We start from the raw sequence: 17,883 nt of genomic DNA on the forward strand, positions 1-17,883 counted from the left end.
TAGTGCTTGCGCCCAACCTCACAGTAAGCCGGGCACAGCGGGGCACCATGGACCCCCGGCTGGCGCCGCTGCAGACCAGGAGCTTGGCGAACCTCCCGCCTGCCGTGGTGGTGACGGCCGAGTTCGATCCGTTGCGCGACGCCGGCGCAGCCTACGCCGATGCACTGCACGCGGCTGGAAGTTGGTCAGAGCACATCCGCGGTCCGGGCATGGTTCGTGGCTTCTTCGACATGGGCCGCTGGTCGCCCGCCGCCAGAGCCGTCCTCCAGCACGCAACTCGGCGCATTGGCGAAGTGCTCCGCGGTCAAGGCTAGTACGCGCCGTTGCGGGCGCCCTCTACGCGCTCGAGGCGCCATCTGCGCTACTTCGACGCCAACCGCGGAAACAACTGGCGCGCGTTCCCGCTTGCAATACCCTCGTGCTCGGCCGCAGTCAGCCCGCGAAGCTTCTCAAAGCCATCGACGTTGGCATCGATTCCGGAAGCAGGCGTGAATGGGAAGTCGCAGCCGAACAGGACATGAGTGAGCGAGGTGAGGCGCCGCAGGCGCTCGATGGCGCCATCGCTCGCCGAGCCCGCCAGGTCGTAGTAGAGCGACGCCAGCACCTTGTTGACCTCTTCCTGCCCACCCTGCGGGCGCTTCTGAAGAAATGGCAGCGTGGAAAATCCAGCGATTCGTTCTGCCACCGCGGTCAATGCCCCGCCGGCGTGCGGAACGATCACCCGGATGTCCGGATAGCGCACCAGCGTTCCAGCAAAGATCAAATCCGTGATGGTGCGGGCCGTGTCCATCGGAAACTCGAGGATCGGCGCCGGCCGCCCCAGACCCACTGCCTCTAGGCAAGGCGGCGACGTCGGATTCAGAAGCTTCGCGCAGTGCCTGCGCAAAAGACTGCCCGAAACAAGCAGCGCGCTGCTGTCTCCTACATGGGGCGAGGTCCTATGCCAAGAAAACTTTCGGCTCCGCCGCGATAGCGGACGGAAAGGCTTGCGACGTGATGGGACCGCTTGATTGCGGTGAGCTGCCGTTCTCTCGGCACCGCGGCAGGATCGCGAAGGGCACCGACCAGAGCGAAGGGATGCCTATCAGCGGTCACCCAACTTTGGGACCTTGGAGCAGCCATGTCGCTTGCGGATTTCAAACATTCCCCAGCAGACGCGCAACGCCCTGTTCAGGCAATTATTTCCTCGGGCGAAACCTCCGTCTGGGCTCTGGGCGGCTGCGTTTGGGATTTCTAGGTTCGCAGCGGGCTGAAAGGGCCCGCGGGAAGCCGGGCGCTGCCTTGGTGAGCGTTTGCGCATATTTTGAGCCGGAACAGTAGCTGAACGCGGCGTGCCGGTTCAACACAACTCGATGGTCTGGCGCAGCAACCCTGTTTGCTCGGCACTCGGCCCGACGAGGATCTCGACCTCGCCCGTCTCGAACAGGGGCTGCAGGTCCGGCCCGAGCAAGCGCAGCTCGGCCGCCCGCAGCTCCAGATCCACCGAGCCGGCTTCGCCGGGCTTCAATCGCAGCTTCGCGTAGCCCTTGAGTTCCAGCAGCGGCCGGGTGACACGACTCACCTTGGCGCGAACGAACAGGAAGACAGTCTCCTCGGCCTCGCGCGCTCCGACATTGCGCAGGCTGACACTGATCTTCAGCGTGTCTTGTTCGCGCACGCGCGGCGGCGCGACCTGCAGGTCGTCGTAGCTGAACCGCCCGTAGGTCAAGCCGTGACCGAAGGCATACAGCGGCGTGTTGTCGACGTCCTGGTACTTGCTCGTGAAGTAGTCGGCGGGATTCATCGGTCGGCCGCTGGGGCGCTGGCCATAGAAGATCGGCACTTGCCCGACAGCGCGCGGCCAGCTCATCGGCGTGCGACCGACAGGCGATACCTGGCCAGTGACCACGTCTGCGATCGCGTGGCCGGCTTCGACACCGAGGAACCACGCAGCCAGCAGCGCATCGGCGTGTTCGGACAGCCAGGGAACGACGAGCGGGCGGCCTGAAAACAATATCGCGACGACAGGAATGCCGAGCGCGTGTGCACGCGCCATCACCGCTTCGGCCAGCGCCTGCTGCCTGCCGGGAAGCGCGGGCGTGGCGCGGCTCGCCGCCTCGCCGCTCATCGTGGCACGCTCGCCCAGGCACAGCAGGACCGCATCCGCGCCGTCGCACAGCCGGGCAGCAGCCTCGATGCCGCTTTCGTCGTCGCTCTCGATGGCTACGCCAGGTGCGTGGCGTATGTCGGTCTGCGGTAGCGCGGCGCGCAGGCCGGCCAGCACGCTGATGGCCGGCTCGTGTTCGCCGGCACCCCACCACGGACCTTTCATCTCCGTGCTTGCGTCGGCCAGCGGGCCGATCACACACAGCGCCTTCGCCGCGGCGGACAAGGGCAGCGTGTCCCGCTCGTTCTTCAGCATGACGACGGCCCTGCGCGCGACGTCGCGTGCCAGCGCGTGCCGCCGGGCGACGACTGCCGCGGGCTCCGGTGTGGCGCCACGGCGGTAGGGGTCGTCGAAAAGGCCTAGTTGCTCTTTGAGCCGCAACACGCGCCGCACGGATGCGTCAATTTCCTCGATCGTCACCCGGCCCTGCTCGAGCGCGATCGGCAGACCCTTGCGATATGCGTCGGCCATCATGTCGATGTCGACGCCGGCCTTCAGCGCCAGCACCGCGGCATCGACGAGATCGGCGGCGACCCCGTGCTTGATCAATTCCGCGATCGCGTTGTAGTCGCTGACGATGACGCCGTCGAAACCCATCTCGCCGCGCAGCCAGTCCCGCAGCAAGGGGATGTGCGCTGTCATCGGCACGCCGTTGAGATCGGTGAAGGCGGGCATCAAGGTCGCGACGCCGGCGTGGACGGCCGCCGCAAAGCCCGGCAGGTACACCTCGCGCAAGTTGCGCTCGGAGATGTCCACCGCGGCATATTCCCGCCCCGCCGTGACCCCGCCATACGCGACGAAATGCTTCGCACAGGCGGCCATCGCTTCGGGCGACGACAGATCGTTGCCCTGGAAACCACGCACCTTGGCCTGCGCGATGCGTGCGTTGAGCCAGGAGTCTTCGCCCGGACCTTCCGCGGTGCGGCCCCAGCGGGGATCACGCGATACGTCGAGCATCGGCGCGAAAGTCATCGCCAGCCCATCGGCCGTGCCCTCGCGCGCGGCCTCGCGCGCCGTGCGCTCCCAGAGGTTCTCGTCGAATACGCCTGCCTCCGCGAGCGGGATCGGGAAGAGCGTGCGATGACCATGGATGATGTCCAGGCCGATCAGCAGCGGAATGCGAAGCCGTGACTTCTCGACAGCCAGACGCTGCATCTCGTGCACAGGTCCGGCGCCCACCATGTTGAGCAGATTGCCGATCGTGCCGTCGATGATCGATTGCGTGCTGTCCCCGGCGATCACCGGCCCGGTGACCGTGTAGCTGGAGGCAGTCATCGTCAGCTGGCCCAGTTTCTCGGCAAGCGTCATCCGGGCCATGAGGTTGTCGATGCGACTCATTGGAGATTTCGAAGCAGAACCCAGGGGGGCCTGATGATGGCATGCTGCGGGGGGCCATCGGCCGCGTGGCGCCGATGACTCGATGAAACCAAACGTGACACACCCGTCAACGAGGACAGGAGGCGTTCGTGCTAAAGGATGACCGAAACCCGAAGACCTTGGCGGCCCTGCCCGATGAGGCCCTCATCGAGGCCGTGCAGCGCCAGACCTTTCGCTATTTCTGGGACGGTGCGGATGCAGCGAGCGGCCTGGCGCTCGACCGCCGCACGCTCGTCGGCCTCACAGGCGAAGACAGGGCCGACGAAAGGGTCGCGATCGGTGGCACGGGCTTCGGCGTCATGGCCTTGATCGTCGCGGTCGAGCGCGGCTGGGTCACGCGAGACGCAGCCCTGGAGCGCCTGAGGCGCATGCTCGATGCGCTGTTCCGTGCCAAACGCTACCACGGCGCATTCCCGCACTTCATGGACGGCGCCAGCGGCGAGACGATCCCGATGAGCCCCAAGGACGATGCGGGCGATCTGGTCGAGACTTCGTTCCTCATGATGGGCCTGCTGTGCCTGCGCCAGTACTTCAGCGAGGACACGGCTGCGGAGCGCCGACTGCGGAGCGATATCGACACGCTGTGGCACGAAGTCGAATGGAACTGGTTCACCCAGGGCGGGCGGGACGTGCTGTATTGGCACTGGAGCCCCAACCACGGCTTTGCGATGAACCATGAAGTGCACGGTTGGAACGAGTGCCTCATCACCTACCTGATGGCCGCGGCCTCGCCGCGCCATGCGATCGATGCGCGGGTCTACCACCGCGGCTACGCGTCGGGGCCGGACTTCATCAACGGCCGCTCGTACTACGGGGTCGAACTGCCGTTGGGTGCGCCGTACGGCGGCCCGCTCTTCTTTTCGCACTACTCGTTCTGCGGCCTCGACCCGCACGGCCTGAAGGACCGCTACGCAGACTACTGGGATCTCAATTGCCAACACGTGCGGGTCAACCGCGCACACTGCATCGCCAATCCGAAGGGCTTCAAGGGCTACGGCGAATCGTGCTGGGGCCTGACCGCCAGCGACGACCCGGACGGCTACCTGGCCCACGATCCGAACACCGACAACGGCACCATCTCGCCGACGGGCGCGCTCGCAAGCCTGGCGTATGCCCCCGCCGAAGTGATGCAGGTGCTGCGGCATTTCCTCACCGTGCATGGCACGCGACTGTGGAGGGACTACGGTTTCGTCGACGCGTTCTGCGAGCAGCGCGGCTGGTTCGCGGAGACCTTCCTCGCCATCGACCAGGGCCCGATCGTCGTGATGATGGAGAACCATCGGACAGGTCTTCTGTGGAAGCTGTTCATGAGCGTGCCTGAAGTGCGGGCCGGGCTGCGTGCCTTGGACTTCGAAAGCCCGCATCTCGGGTCGCCCGCACCGTGACCTTCAGCGTGACAAGCCCGCAAGACCCGGCGTTCGAGTCCTGGCTCGAAAGACAGCTCGCCCATTCGGCGAGCGCCATGCTGTCCAGCATCTCGCCGGTGTCGATCGTCAAGCATCGCGCGGGGTTCGGCCAGACTGTGCGGCCGATAGTCGGCGCCGTCGTCGCCTCACCCGTGCTGGGCAACTACGACCCGGAGCCGGACTACTTCTTTCATTGGTTTCGCGACTCTGCCGTCGTCATCGATGCGTTGCGCCTGCTCTACATCGACGGGCTCGTCGGCGATGAAGCCCTGCAGCATCTGCGCGACTTCATCCGCTTCAGCCTAGACCTGAACCGGCTCGACGGCCGCGCGATCGCCGCGATACCTGACCGCGGAGCACGCGTGGCCCCCGATCTCCTGCAGTACCTGCGCGAGGACCGTGAACTCGCAAGCGTCCACGGCGATGCCGTCGTCGCCGAGACGCGGGTGAACCCCGACGGCACGCTTGACATCTTGCGATGGGCTCGACCCCAACACGATGGGCCGCCACTGCGCGCGCTGGCGCTCATGCGCTGGGCGGCCGGCGGGCACCTCGACGCGGCCCTGTCGGCGGAGGTCAATGCACTGATCCGCTTCGATCTCGACTTCACGCTGCGTCACTGGCGCGAGCCCTCGTTCGACATCTGGGAGGAGGAAAGCGGCCATCACTACTACACGCTGCGCGTGTCGGCGGCTGCGCTGGCCGAGGGCGTGGCATGGCTGCAGGGCCTGGGCGAGACGGCGCAGGCGCAGCGCTGCCAGGAAGCGTCGCGGGCCGTGCTGAATCTGCTCGACGACTACTGGGTGGATGAACGGATAGACGCTCCCCACGCGACGCACGGCTACTACCGTTCACGCAGGCTGCCGGACGACCAGCCCAGCCCGAAGGCGCTGGACATCGCGGTGATCCTCTCGGCGATCCATAGCCTCGGCACAGAGGCCGTGCACGGCCCGGCCGATCCACGCATGCAGGCCACGCTGGCGCGACTCGAGGCACTGTTCGATGCGGCTTATCCGATCAACCACGGCCGTGCCGCAGGCCGTGGCCCGGCGATGGGCCGGTACGCTGGCGACGTGTACTACTCGGGCGGCGCCTACTACTTCTCCACGCTCGGCGCCGCTGAATTCTGCTTCCGCGCCGCAGCGCTGGGCGGCGATGCATCTCATTGGCTCGCGCGCGGCGACGCCTACCTCGCGACCGTGCACGCGTACACGCCCGCCAGCGGTGATCTGTCGGAGCAGTTCGATCAGCGCAATGGCGCGCAGACTTCGGCGAAGCAACTGGCCTGGAGCCACGCCGCGTTCATTTCGTGTGTCACGGCGCGCCGCATCGCGGCCGCCGCCTGTCGAGCGCCGCAGCGGGGATGAGCGCTACGTCGCCGAACCGTGACGAGCCGGTCGTGAAGACCGGTGTCTTCCATCAGGTCCGCCAGTTGCTTGGCGCCGTGGGAGCATCGCCAGTCGCCAGCAAGCTGGCTGTGCTCGTGGGTGGGATCGTCGTGGTCGTCGCGATGACGGCGTATGCGCAGATCGAGCTCAACAGCTGGAACAAGCCGTTCTACGACGCGATCTCGCGTCGCGACCTGAGCGACTTCATCGTGCAGGTCGGCGTCTTCGCGATGATTGCGGGTGTGCTGCTGGTCCTGAACGTCGCACAGCGGTGGTTGGGCGAAACCTTGCAGATGAGGTTGCGCGAGGCCGTCGTCAACGACCTCGTGGGGCTGTGGCTTCACCCGCGCCGGGCGTTCTGGCTCCAGGCCGGCGGCCCGATGGGCGCCCACCCGGATCAGCGCATGCACGAAGACACGCTGAAACTGTGCGATCTGTCGGTCGCGCTCGGCGTGGGTCTGCTGCAGGCGGCAATGCTGTTCGGCAGCTTCGCGAGCGTGCTGTGGGTGCTCTCCAAGGACTTCAGCATCTTCTACGACGGGCAGGACCATGTCTTGCCTGGCTTCATGCTGTGGGCGGCGATCGTCTATGCGATCGTCGGTTCGCTGTTGACCTACTGGGTCGGCAACGGCCTGATCCTGCGCAACGCCGAGCGCTATGCGCGCGAAGGCGAATTGCGCTTCTCGCTGACGCGCATCAACGAGCATCTCGACGGCATCTCCCTGGCCGGTGGCGAGGCCGACGAGAAGCGTCGCGTCGCGCTGCACTTCGGCGACGTCCTGCGCGCCCAATCGCGCGTGGTGCTCGGGCTGACCAACCTCACCTGGGTCACCGCCGGCTTCGGCTGGGTCACCATCATCGCGCCGACGCTGGTGGCCGCGCCCCTCTACTTCTCGGGAAAGGTGTCGTTCGGCGGCTTGATGATGGCCGCCGCCGCCTTCACGCAGGCGCAGTCGTCGCTGCGCTGGTTCGTCGACAACTTCAGCATCATTGCCGACTGGCGCGCCACGCTGCTTCGTGTCTCCGACCTGCGCCAGATGCTGGCGTCCGACCTGGAGGCCCAGGCGGGCGGCAGCCGCATCGCCTACGAGGAGAGCGAAGCCGGAACCCTCGCGATCGAAGCGCTCGAGGTCCGCGCCTGGACCGGACACGATCGGCTGGATGCCCCCGATCTCGTCGTTCACCCCGGCCAGCGCCTGCTGATCCTCGGCACGCCGGGTACCGAGAAGACCTTGCTGTTCCGGGCGCTCGCGGGCCTCTGGCCCTGGGGCTCCGGCATCGTGCGCCGGCCCCGCGGCGAGACGATCCACTACATGCCGCGCGGCACGCCCTACCTCCCGCGCGGCACGTTGGCCGAAGTGCTGTCGTATGGGATGGAGCCGTCGAGCTATCCGAGAGAAGCGATGGTGGCCGCGCTGGCGAGCGTGGACCTCCAGCGGCTGGAGCCATTGCTGGACAAGACGGGCCGCTGGGAGCGCGAGCTCAGCATGGACGAGCAGCTGCGGCTGGGCTTCGCCCGCGTGGTGCTGCAGGCACCGCCCTGGCTGGTCATGGACGACGCGTTCGGAGCGTTCGACGACGACACGCTCGAACTGATCATCGACGTGCTCGGCAAGCTCACGCACACCGGCATCGTCCACATCGGCTCAGCCGGAGAGGCGCACGACCGGCTGTTCACGCAGGTGGTGCATTTGATCAAGGCGCCGCACGAAGTGCCCGAGGAGCACCGACCATGAGAGACCCAGGGTCCACCCCCCGTCGCGCCGTGCGTCGCGCCCTCATCCGGCTGATTCTTGCGCTGCCCACGTGGGCCTGGGCGCAGGATTTCGGCTTCCGGCCACCGCGCGATCCTGACGATGCCACTGCCGCGGACCTGATGCGGGATCTGGCGGAGCGCATCCTGCCGGTCTACCAGGAGGCAGACACCGACGGCTTCCTGGCCAACGTGACCGCGCTCCAGATCGTCAGCGGCGCGTACCGTGCGGCCTTCGACAGCAGCAAGTCCCTTCGCAGCCGGCGCCAGGGCAAGCCGTTCGACGACCTGACCCAGCGCGCGATCCTCGATGGCATCTATGCGCGTGCGCGCCTGCTCGAAGCGGACGAGCGTCTCGACTTCGCCGACGCCTACGCGCGTGCGTTTCAGGAGCTGGTGTTGCCGCTCGACAATGCGCAGGCCCAGGCCATCATGGCGCGGCTCGAGATCCCGCTGGCCGTGTACAGAGAGCCGCTGCGCCAGGCGTTCGATCGCTGGCGCGCGAAGGGCAGCCTCCCGCAGGCCGACGCCCTGGCGCTCGTGCGCACCTGGCTTTCGTTCGATTCGCGCCGCAACTACAGTGCGCTGCTGCCCGAACTGTTCGCGGCGGAAAACCGCAGCCGCTACCTGGCGGAGGGCGACATCCGGATTCCCGTGCGTGCGGGCGTCATCCATGCCAACCTGGTCCGTCCCGGCCGCGCGGAAGGTGCCCTGCCGACGCTGCTGCGATTCACGCTCGATCCCGCCGAGGACGACGCGCACCGCAGCGCGATCAAAGGCTACGTCGGCATCACGGCGTACGTGCGCGGACGCACCCCCGACGGCAAGGGCGCCGTGTGGCCGTTCGTTCGCGACGGCGAAGACGCCGTGGCCGTCATCGACTGGATCGTCCAGCAGCCGTGGAGCGACGGCCGCGTCGCGATGGTTGGCGACGGCTACTCCGGCTACGCCGCCTGGGCGGCCGCCCGCAGGCGGCCGGCGGCACTCAAGGCCATCGCCACGATCGCGCCAATGGCGCCGGGCATCGACTTCCCGATGGCCGGGCAGATCTTCCGCAACGCCATGGTGCGCTGGGCGCAGGAGCAAGCGACCCTCGAACCCCTGCGGGCCGACTTCGATGCCGACGCCGAGCCGGACGCGATATGGCAGGCACTCGACGCGCGCTGGTATCGCGGCGATCGCCCTTACTGGGACATCGATCGCGTCCTGCTCGGCAAGCGCAGCAGGCTGATCCGGACCTGGCTGACGCACCCGAGCCACGATCGCTTCTGGCAGAAGTTCCTGCCGTCGCCCGAGCAGTTCGCGCGAATCGACATCCCGGTGCTCAGCTTCGCGGGCTACTACGGCGCCGACGCCGGCGCGCTGTACTTCCACCAGGAGCATCGCCGCCACCGGCCGCAGGCCGACACGACGCTGCTGCTCGGCCCCTACGACGCGACCTCGATCCGGCTCGGCACGGCGGCAACGCTGCGTGGCTACGAGTTGGACCCTGTCGCACGCGTCGACCTGCCGGAGCTGCGCTTGCAATGGCTCGACCACATCCTGAAGAGCGCGAACAAGCCTTCCCTCCTGTCGGATCGCGTCAACTACCAACTGATGGGCGCGGACCAGTGGCGCCATGTGACCACGTTGAACTCACCGGAGCGCACCCCGCTGCGCCTGTACCTCGACACCGGCGAGGGCGCCGACCCGCATCGCCTGTCGTCGACCCCGTCCGAAGGCAATCGCACCGTGCGCCTGTCGGTCGATCTTGCCGATCGACGCGACGTGCGCATGCCGTGGTCGAATGCACTGCGCGTGACGGAGCTTCCATCGCGCAACGGCATCCGCTTCGTCAGCGATCCGCTGCCTGCGGACACCGAGATCGACGGCAGCCTGCGCGGCGTGTTCGACATCACGCCCTCGCGGCAGGACGTGGACTTCAACATCTCGATGTACGAGCAGATGGAGAGCGGCGAGTACCAATTGCTGTTCGAGCCCTACGACTTCCGCGCCAGCTACGCCGGCCATCGCGCGCGTCGCCGGCTTCTTCGGGCCGGCGAGCGCCAGACGCTTGCCTTCACGGCCGAGCGCGTGACCGCCTGCAGGCTTGCGGCGGGCAGCCGCATCGTGCTGCTGATCGCCATCAACAGGCGCCCCGACCGGCAGATCAACTACGGCAGCGGCAAGGACGTGAACTCGGAAACCATTGCCGACGCAAGATGGCCCTTGCGCGTGCGCTGGCATTCGCACAGCTACGTCGAGATTCCGACCGGCAAGGCTTGAGGGGGTGATTTGTCGGTGACGGTGCCGACGACGACGCCTTCGCAAGATGCCAGCATCAGCGGCCCTTCGATGAATTCGCCGCGTGCAGGATCGGTCGATGCCAGCAAGACGGGCTGGCGCGGCATCAGCGCCGGCGATATCGGCGCCGGGGTGGCGCCGAAGTTCAAGAGCACGACCAGTCGTTGCCCTTCGACGTTGCGCGCATAGGCGAGCACCTCGCCGTCGGCTTCGAGCGCTTCGTAGTTCCCCCCGTTCAGCGCAGGCTGTGCGCGGCGCAATGCGATGAGGCGCCGGTAGAGTGCCAGCATCGACCCCGCGTCGTGCGACTGTTCGTCCACGTTGCGCGTGCGCCAATCGTCCGCCAGGCGCAACCACGCAGCGCCGGTCGTGAAGCCGGCGTGGGGTGCGGTGCTCCACGGCATCGGTGTCCGCACCGGGTCACGACCAAGGCCCATTCCGGGCTTGTTCTTCTCGAACGGGTCCTGCACTTCATCGACCGGGACGGGGACGTCCGTCATGCCGATCTCGTCGCCATAGTAGAGCGTCGGCGTGCCGCGCAGCGTCAGCAGCAGCATGGCCGCAAGCCGCGCCATCTGCGGCCCGACGCGGCTCGCGATGCGGGACTTGTCGTGGTTTCCCAGCACCCAGTTCGGCGCGGCATCCGGAGGCAAGGCGGCTTCGTAGTCGCGCACCAGCCGGTCGATGCGCGCGGCCTGCCACTCGGTTTCGATGAGCTGGAAGTTGAAGGGCAACTGCACCCCTTCGAGCACGCCTTCGGCATTGAGGCCGTAGTAGGCGACGAGGCGCGGGAGCGGCAGGTAGAGCTCGCCGATCAGCACGCGTGACGAGCGCGCATCGCTGAACGCATCGACCACACGCCGCATCTCGGCCACGATCTGTTGCACCTCCGGCAGGTCCGTGTTGTAGAGCATCAACCAGCGGTGAAACGGGTCCTGGCCGTCGATGAAGTCCGGGTTCGGCGGGTTGTCGCGGAACTGGGCGTCCTTGATGATTTGAGAGAGCACGTCGACGCGGAAACCGTCGACACCACGCCGAAGCCAGAAGCGCAGCACCTCGTACATCGCGGCCCGCACTTCGGGGTTGCGCCAGTTGAGGTCGGGCTGCTCCTTCAGGAACGAATGAGCGTAATACTGACCCGTGGTCGGATCGAAGGTCCAGGCCGGGCCGCCGAAGTTGCTGATCCAGTTGTTGGGCGGACCTCCGCCCCGCGCCGGGTCGCGCCACAGGTACCAGTCGCGCCGCGGGTCGGTGCGTGCGCTACGGCTCTGCACGAACCACGCATGCTGGTCGGACGTGTGGTTCGGTACGAAGTCCAGGATGACCTTGAGCCCCCGTGCATGGGCATCGCCTACCAAGGCATCGAAGCTGTCCAGTGTGCCGAAGCGTGGATCGATGTCGCAAAAATCGGCAATGTCGTAGCCGAAGTCCACCATCGGCGAGGGATAGATCGGCGAGATCCACACGGCGTCGATGCCGAGCGAGACGAGATAGTCGAGCCGCGCGCGGATTCCATCGAGGTCGCCGATGCCATCGCCGTTGCTGTCCTGGAACGAACGCGGGTAGATCTGATAGACGATTCCGTTCCTCCACCAGGTGTCGGCCGACATTCCATTCCTTTCGCCGTCAGTATCGATCGCGCCCATTTTCTCCGGCGATACGGACCCGGTGCTCGTGCGCGCCGCCCGCATTCCCCCAGGCGACGGCGCACCAAACCGGCAACGCGTGCGCCAGAACAGCGCGCTGCGAGACGCCGCCGGCCCCTTCAGGGGGGCCGAACCCCCGCCGAACCCCGAAAAATCGGCCCATCAGGGCCGGGCACGGTTGTTGCTCCACAGCCTGCACTGTCCCGCCGCCACGCGGCCGCGGACTTTTGCAGTCCCTCCGCCAATGACGGCGTGAGTCGAGCGAACGACCGGTAACGACGCCACCCGTTCGCCTGTTCCAACCCAATTCGCATCCGTTCGCGCCGGGGGCCTCATTCCTGTGGTCCACATCCCGTCGCGTGGGCGGCCGCGTGCAGGAATCCGACATGAAAATCGCAGTGATTGGCCACGGCATGGTGGGCCACAAGTTTCTGGAGCAGCTTGAAGAGCTTGGCCTCCCCGGGGCGCAAGTCACCGTGCTGTGCGAGGAGCCTCGCCCGGCCTACGACCGGGTTCACCTGTCCGAGTTCTTCTCTGGCAAGACGGCCGAAGATCTCACGCTCGTCGAGTCCGGCTTCTTCGAGCGCACCGGCTTCACGCTGCGCCTTGCTGCACGCGCAGTGGCGGTCGAACGGCGCAACAACACCGTCACCACCGCCGACGGCGAGGTCATCGCCTACGACAAGCTGGTGCTGGCGACCGGCTCCAGCCCCTTCGTGCCGCCGGTGCCCGGCCGTGACCGGCCGAACTGCTTCGTCTACCGCACCATCGAGGACCTCGAAGCGATGAAGGTCTGCGGCGCACGGTCGAAGAGCGGCGTGGTCGTGGGCGGCGGCCTGCTGGGTCTCGAATGCGCGAAGGCCTTGCGCGACCTGGGCCTCGAAACCCATGTCGTCGAGTTCGCTCCGCGCCTGATGGCGGTGCAGGTCGACGAGGGCGGTGGCCGCGCGCTGCGCAACAGCATCGAGGAACTCGGCGTGCACGTGCACACCGGCCGCAACACGGTCGAGATCGTCGACGGCGCGACCGCGCGGCATCGCATGGTCTTTGCCGACGGCACGCATCTGGAGACGGACATGATCGTCTTCTCCGCTGGCATCCGCCCGCGCGACGAGCTCGCGCGCCAATGCGTGCTGGCGGTCGGCCCGCGCGGCGGCGTCGCGATCGACAGCCACTGCCGCACCAGCGACCGCGATGTGTACGCGATCGGCGAATGCGCGTCGTGGAACGATCAGACCTTCGGCCTCGTCGCCCCGGGCTACGACATGGCCCGCGTGGCCGCCCGGCACATCGCCGGCCAGGACGACGCCGCATTCACCGGCGCCGACATGAGCACCAAGCTCAAGCTGATGGGCGTGGATGTGGCGAGCATCGGCGACGCGCACGGCAGGACGCCGAAGTCCCGCGCCTACCAGTACGTCAACGAGCACAGGAACATCTACAAGAAGATCGTGGTCAGCGAAGACGGCAAGGAGCTGCTCGGCGCGGTGCTGGTCGGCGACGCGGCCGAATACGGCACGCTGCTGCAGATGGCGCTGAACGGCATCCAGCTCCCGGCCGATCCGGAATTCCTGATCCTGCCGTCGAGCGACGGCAAGGCCAAGCCCGGACTCGGCGTCGACTCGCTGCCCGACAGCGCCCAGATCTGCTCGTGCAACAGCGTCACCAAGGGCCAGATCTGCGCAGCGGTCGGCGAAGGTGCATGCACCACCGCGGAGCTCAAGGCCTGCACCAAGGCCGGCGCCACCTGCGGCGGCTGTTTGCCGCTGGTCGGACAGGTCATGAAGGCGGAGATGGCCAGGCGCGGCCTGGCGGTCAACAACCATCTGTGCGAGCACTTCCCCTATTCGCGCCAGGAGCTGTACCACCTGGTGCGCGTGGGCGAGATCCGCAGCTTCGACGACCTCCTGGCGAAGCACGGCAGGGGATTGGGCTGCGACATCTGCAAGCCCACGGCCGCGAGCATCTTTGCGTCGTGCTGGAACGAGTTCGTGCTCAAGAAGGACCTCGCCGGACTGCAGGACAGCAACGACTATTTCCTCGGCAACATCCAGAAGGACGGCACCTATTCCGTCGTGCCGCGCATGCCCGGCGGCGAGGTCACGCCGGAAGGCCTGATCGCGGTCGGCCAGGTGGCGAGGAAGTACGGCCTCTACACCAAGATCACCGGCGGCCAGCGCGTGGACCTGTTCGGCGCGCGCGTGGAGCAGCTGCCGCTGATCTGGGAGGAACTGATCGCCGCCGGCTTCGAATCCGGCCATGCCTACGGCAAGTCGCTGCGCACGGTAAAGAGCTGCGTCGGGTCGACCTGGTGCCGCTACGGCGTGGACGACAGCGTCGGCCTCGCGGTCGAGCTGGAGAACCGCTACAAGGGCCTGCGTGCGCCGCACAAGATCAAGTTCGGCGTCTCGGGCTGCACCCGCGAGTGCGCCGAGGCGCAGGGCAAGGACGTCGGGATCATCGCCACCGACAAGGGCTGGAACCTCTACGTCTGCGGCAACGGTGGCATGAAGCCGCGCCACGCGGAACTGATCGCGTCCGATCTCGACAAGGCGGGCCTCATCCGGCTGATCGACCGCTTCCTGATGTTCTACGTGCGCACCGCCGACCGGCTGCAGCGCACCAGCACCTGGCGCGAGAACCTCGAGGGCGGCCTCGACTACCTCAAGGGCGTGCTGATCCAGGACACGCTGGGCCTCGGCGCCGAGCTCGAAGCGCAGATGCAGCACGTGGTTGACACCTACCAGTGCGAATGGAAGACCGCAGTGAACGACCCGGTCACCCGCCAGCGCTTCCGCTCCTTCGTCAACAGCGAGAAGCCGGACGAGCACATCGTCTTCGTGCAGGAGCGTGGCCAGATCCGGCCCGCCCGCGCAGAGGAACGCGCCGTCGCCTGAATCACCCCGAGGACATCACATGACCACCGCCACTGAAACCCAATGGACCGCCGTGTGCGCCGCCGGCGACATCCTCCCCGACACCGGCGTGTGCGCCCTCGTTGACGGCGTACACGTCGCGATCTTCCGCGTCGGCCAGCAGCAGGACTTCTACGCCATCGACAACGTCGACCCCAAGGCGGGCGCCAGCGTGCTCTCGCGCGGGCTGGTGGGCAGCATCGGCGAGCGCATCGTCGTCGCGTCGCCTCTCTACAAGAACCACTTCGACCTGCGCAGCGGCGAATGCATCGAGGCGCCCGAGCACTCGGTTCGGGCCCATGAGGTGCGCCTGCAGGAAGGCCGCGTGCTGGTCGCGCTCGCCTGATTCACCCACCACTCGGACCTTCATTCCCTCTTCACGTCCTCAAGGAATCCCATGGCCTATCTCGCCCCTGCCGAATTCGTGACCAAGATGGTCGATGCCGGCGAATCCAAGCTGCTGATGTCCACGCGCGACACGCTGATCCGCTCTTACATGGCCGGTGCCATCCTGGCGCTGTCTGCGGCTTTCGCGGTGACCGTGACCGTGAACACGGGCAATGCGCTGGTCGGCGCGATGCTGTTTCCGGTCGGCTTCATCATGCTTTACCTGATGGGATTCGACCTCTTGACCGGCGTCTTCACGCTGGTGCCGCTGGCCGTGCTCGACAAGCGCCCCGGCGCGACATGGCGCGGCTGCTTTCGCAACTGGGGCCTGGTGTTTGCCGGCAACTTCGCCGGCGCGCTGACGGTGGCGGTGTTCATGGCGATCATCTTCACCTTCGGCTTCAGCCAGGCCCCCAACGAGATCGGCGTGAAGATCGGCCACATCGGCGAGGGCCGCACGCTGGGTTATGCCGCGCACGGTGCTGCGGGCATGCTGACGCTGTTCATCCGCGGCGTGATGTGCAACTGGATGGTGTCGAGCGGCGTGGTCGCCGCGATGATGTCCACCACGGTGTCCGGCAAGGCCATCGGCATGTGGATGCCGGTGATGGTCTTCTTCTACATGGGCTTCGAGCACTCCATCGTCAACATGTTCCTGTTCCCCAGCGGCCTGCTGCTGGGCGGCAAGTTCACGCTGATGGACTACCTGATCTGGAACGAGATCCCGACCGTGCTCGGCAACCTGGTCGGCGGCCTGACCTTCGTCGGTGCGACGCTGTACGCGACGCACTACAAGACGGCGCCCAAGCGCGTCGTGAGCTGAGCGCGGTTTGCGCAAGACGCTGCGCGTCACGCTCGGCCAGCACTCGCTGGCCGGAGCCGGTCCGGTCAACCAGGACTTCCACGGCGCGATGCTGCCGGAGGGATCGCTGCGCGCCTCGAAGGGCATCGCGGTTGCGCTGGCGGACGGCATCGGCTCCAGCCGCGTGAGCCAGATCGCCAGCGCAGCGGCGGTGCGCGGATTCCTCGACGATTACTACGCGACCTCCGAGGCATGGTCGTTGCGCCGGTCGGCGCAGCGGGTGCTGAACGCCACCAACTCGTGGCTGCACGCACAGAACATGCGCAGCCATGCACGCTTCGACAAGGACAGCGGCTACGTCTGCACCTTCAGCGCGCTGATCCTCAAGGGCCGCGACCTGCACATGCTGCATGTGGGCGACACGCGTATCCATCGCCTCCACCCGCACGCGTTGGAGCAGCTCACCGAGGACCATCGCGTGCACGTGTCCTCGGTGGAGTCGTATCTTGGCCGCGCACTGGGCGCCGCGCCCAATGTCGAGATCGACTACCGCTGCTGGCAGGCGGAAGCCGGCGAGGTCTACCTCCTGGCCACCGACGGTGCGTATGCGCACATCGATGCGCCGGCGGTGCACGACGCACTTGCGCAGTGCGGCGACAACCTGGACGAAGCTGCGCGCATGCTCGCGGCGCTGGCCCGCACGAAAGGCGGCGAGGACGACAGCACGGTGCAGCTTCTGCGCATCGACGAGCTCCCGACGGCGGATGCGGCGCAACTCCAGTTTCAGCGCGAGGGCCTCGCGATCGCGCCGCCCTTGCCGCATCGCGCGAGCTTCGAGGGCTTCAAGCTGGTGCGCGAACTGCACGTGAGCTCCCGGAGCCATGTGCACCTCGCGGTCGATGAAGCGACCGGCCAGCAGGTGGTGCTGAAGCTCCCGTCGGTCGACCTGCGCGAGAACCCGGACTACCTGGACCGCTTCGTTCTCGAAGAGTGGGTCGCGCGTCGCGTTGACAGCATTCACGTGCTCAAGGCCAGCGCGATCGAGCGGCCGCGCAATCACCTGTACGTCGCCATGGAGTTCATCGACGGCCATACGCTGGCGCAATGGATGATCGACCACCCCCGCCCCACGCTGGACAGCGTGCGCGGCATCGTCGAGCAGCTGGCCAGCGGCCTGCAGGCACTGCACGGCAGGGAAATGCTGCACCAGGACCTTCGGCCCGAGAACGTGATGATCGACCGCAGCGGCACTGTCAAGATCATCGACCTCGCGACGACCCATGTGGCGGGCCTCGCCGACGCTGCGAGCGGGAATCGCGCGATCGCCATAGAAGGGACATTGCAGTACACCGCGCCCGAGTACTTCGCCGGGCACGGCGGCAGCGCGCGGTCGGACCTGTTCTCGCTGGCGGTCATCACCTACCGGATGCTCACCGCGCAGTTGCCCTATGGCCTGCATGTCCCGAGGGTCCGAACCCGCGCCGATGCCCTTCGGCTTCGATACGTGCCAGTGCGGCACCTGCGCCCCGACTTGCCCGAGTGGCTCGATGCGGTGTTGCAAAAGGCGCTGTACCCTGATCCGGCGAAGCGGCAGCAGGCGGTGTCCGAGTTCGTCTGCGACTTGCGCACGCCGGGGCAGGAGTTCCTGCGTCGCAGGGCGCCGCCGCTGATCGAGCGGGACCCCGTGCGCTTCTGGCAGTTCACGACGGTTGTTTGCGCGGCCGCCGCAGTGCTGATGCTGGGCCTGCGCATCGCCGGCCAATAGCCGGACCAACATGGA

Annotated in this window: 12 protein-coding genes; 9 read left to right on the forward strand and 3 right to left on the reverse strand. The window is 67.0% G+C overall.

Annotated features, from left to right (window positions below):
- Window positions 1–47: 47 nt before the first annotated feature.
- Window positions 48–314, forward strand: a complete 267-nt coding sequence (locus tag BLW05_RS32920) for an alpha/beta hydrolase fold domain-containing protein (protein WP_305517689.1) — start codon at window positions 48–50, stop codon at window positions 312–314.
- A gap of 47 nt (window positions 315–361) precedes the next feature.
- Here the strand turns inward: BLW05_RS32920 and BLW05_RS32925 are convergent, their stop codons facing one another.
- Both BLW05_RS32925 and BLW05_RS32930 read right to left on the reverse strand, forming a co-directional pair.
- Complete coding sequence (locus BLW05_RS32925; RefSeq protein ID WP_371127009.1) at window positions 362–886, reverse strand: amidohydrolase family protein; 525 nt, start codon at window positions 884–886, stop codon at window positions 362–364.
- Window positions 887–1,339: 453 nt separating this feature from the next.
- Window positions 1,340–3,484 carry a glycoside hydrolase family 3 N-terminal domain-containing protein gene (locus tag BLW05_RS32930; protein ID WP_093168734.1) on the reverse strand — a complete coding sequence of 715 codons (2,145 nt, stop codon included), beginning with the start codon at window positions 3,482–3,484 and terminating at the stop codon, window positions 1,340–1,342.
- Between the two features lie 128 nt (window positions 3,485–3,612).
- On the opposite strand from BLW05_RS32930, the gene BLW05_RS32935 reads away from it, so the two are divergent.
- The 4 genes from BLW05_RS32935 (at window position 3,613) to BLW05_RS32950 (ending at window position 10,335) form a co-directional block, all read left to right on the forward strand.
- Entirely contained in the window at window positions 3,613–4,908 is a 1,296-nt protein-coding gene (locus BLW05_RS32935; protein ID WP_093168736.1) for a glucoamylase family protein, read from the forward strand.
- Between the two features lie 77 nt (window positions 4,909–4,985).
- On the forward strand, window positions 4,986–6,296 hold the full coding sequence (locus BLW05_RS32940; RefSeq protein ID WP_256330618.1) for a glycoside hydrolase family 15 protein: 1,311 nt from the start codon (window positions 4,986–4,988) through the stop codon (window positions 6,294–6,296).
- A complete protein-coding gene (locus BLW05_RS32945) occupies window positions 6,293–8,053 on the forward strand; it encodes an ABC transporter ATP-binding protein/permease (RefSeq protein ID WP_093168795.1) in 1,761 nt (586 codons plus the stop codon). The genes BLW05_RS32940 and BLW05_RS32945 overlap by 4 nt, the downstream gene beginning before the upstream one ends.
- Window positions 8,050–10,335 (forward strand): CocE/NonD family hydrolase, encoded by a 2,286-nt coding sequence (locus BLW05_RS32950; RefSeq protein ID WP_093168740.1) that lies wholly within the window; start codon window positions 8,050–8,052, stop codon window positions 10,333–10,335. The genes BLW05_RS32945 and BLW05_RS32950 overlap by 4 nt, the downstream gene beginning before the upstream one ends.
- Here the strand turns inward: BLW05_RS32950 and BLW05_RS32955 are convergent.
- Window positions 10,305–11,963 (reverse strand): alpha-amylase family glycosyl hydrolase, encoded by a 1,659-nt coding sequence (locus tag BLW05_RS32955; RefSeq protein WP_093168742.1) that lies wholly within the window; start codon window positions 11,961–11,963, stop codon window positions 10,305–10,307. The two genes, BLW05_RS32950 and BLW05_RS32955, sit on opposite strands and share 31 nt — an antisense overlap.
- Before the next feature lie 422 nt (window positions 11,964–12,385).
- Between BLW05_RS32955 and nirB the strand changes: the two genes are divergently transcribed.
- Genes nirB through BLW05_RS32975 form a run of 4 tightly spaced genes read left to right on the forward strand, consistent with a single transcriptional unit; the run spans window position 12,386 to window position 17,868 of the window.
- The gene (gene nirB / locus BLW05_RS32960; RefSeq protein ID WP_093168744.1) at window positions 12,386–14,896 is read left to right on the forward strand and encodes a nitrite reductase large subunit NirB; all 2,511 of its coding nucleotides are present in this window, start codon (window positions 12,386–12,388) and stop codon (window positions 14,894–14,896) included.
- Between the two features lie 19 nt (window positions 14,897–14,915).
- Window positions 14,916–15,260, forward strand: a complete 345-nt coding sequence (nirD, locus tag BLW05_RS32965) for a nitrite reductase small subunit NirD (protein ID WP_093168746.1) — start codon at window positions 14,916–14,918, stop codon at window positions 15,258–15,260.
- A gap of 51 nt (window positions 15,261–15,311) precedes the next feature.
- Window positions 15,312–16,124 carry a formate/nitrite transporter family protein gene (locus BLW05_RS32970; RefSeq protein ID WP_093168748.1) on the forward strand — a complete coding sequence of 271 codons (813 nt, stop codon included), beginning with the start codon at window positions 15,312–15,314 and terminating at the stop codon, window positions 16,122–16,124.
- A gap of 7 nt (window positions 16,125–16,131) precedes the next feature.
- The gene (locus tag BLW05_RS32975) at window positions 16,132–17,868 is read left to right on the forward strand and encodes a bifunctional protein-serine/threonine kinase/phosphatase (protein WP_177142914.1); all 1,737 of its coding nucleotides are present in this window, start codon (window positions 16,132–16,134) and stop codon (window positions 17,866–17,868) included.
- Window positions 17,869–17,883: the final 15 nt, after the last annotated feature.

The organism is Variovorax sp. YR216, assembly GCF_900107745.1.
GTDB lineage: Bacteria > Pseudomonadota > Gammaproteobacteria > Burkholderiales > Burkholderiaceae_C > Variovorax.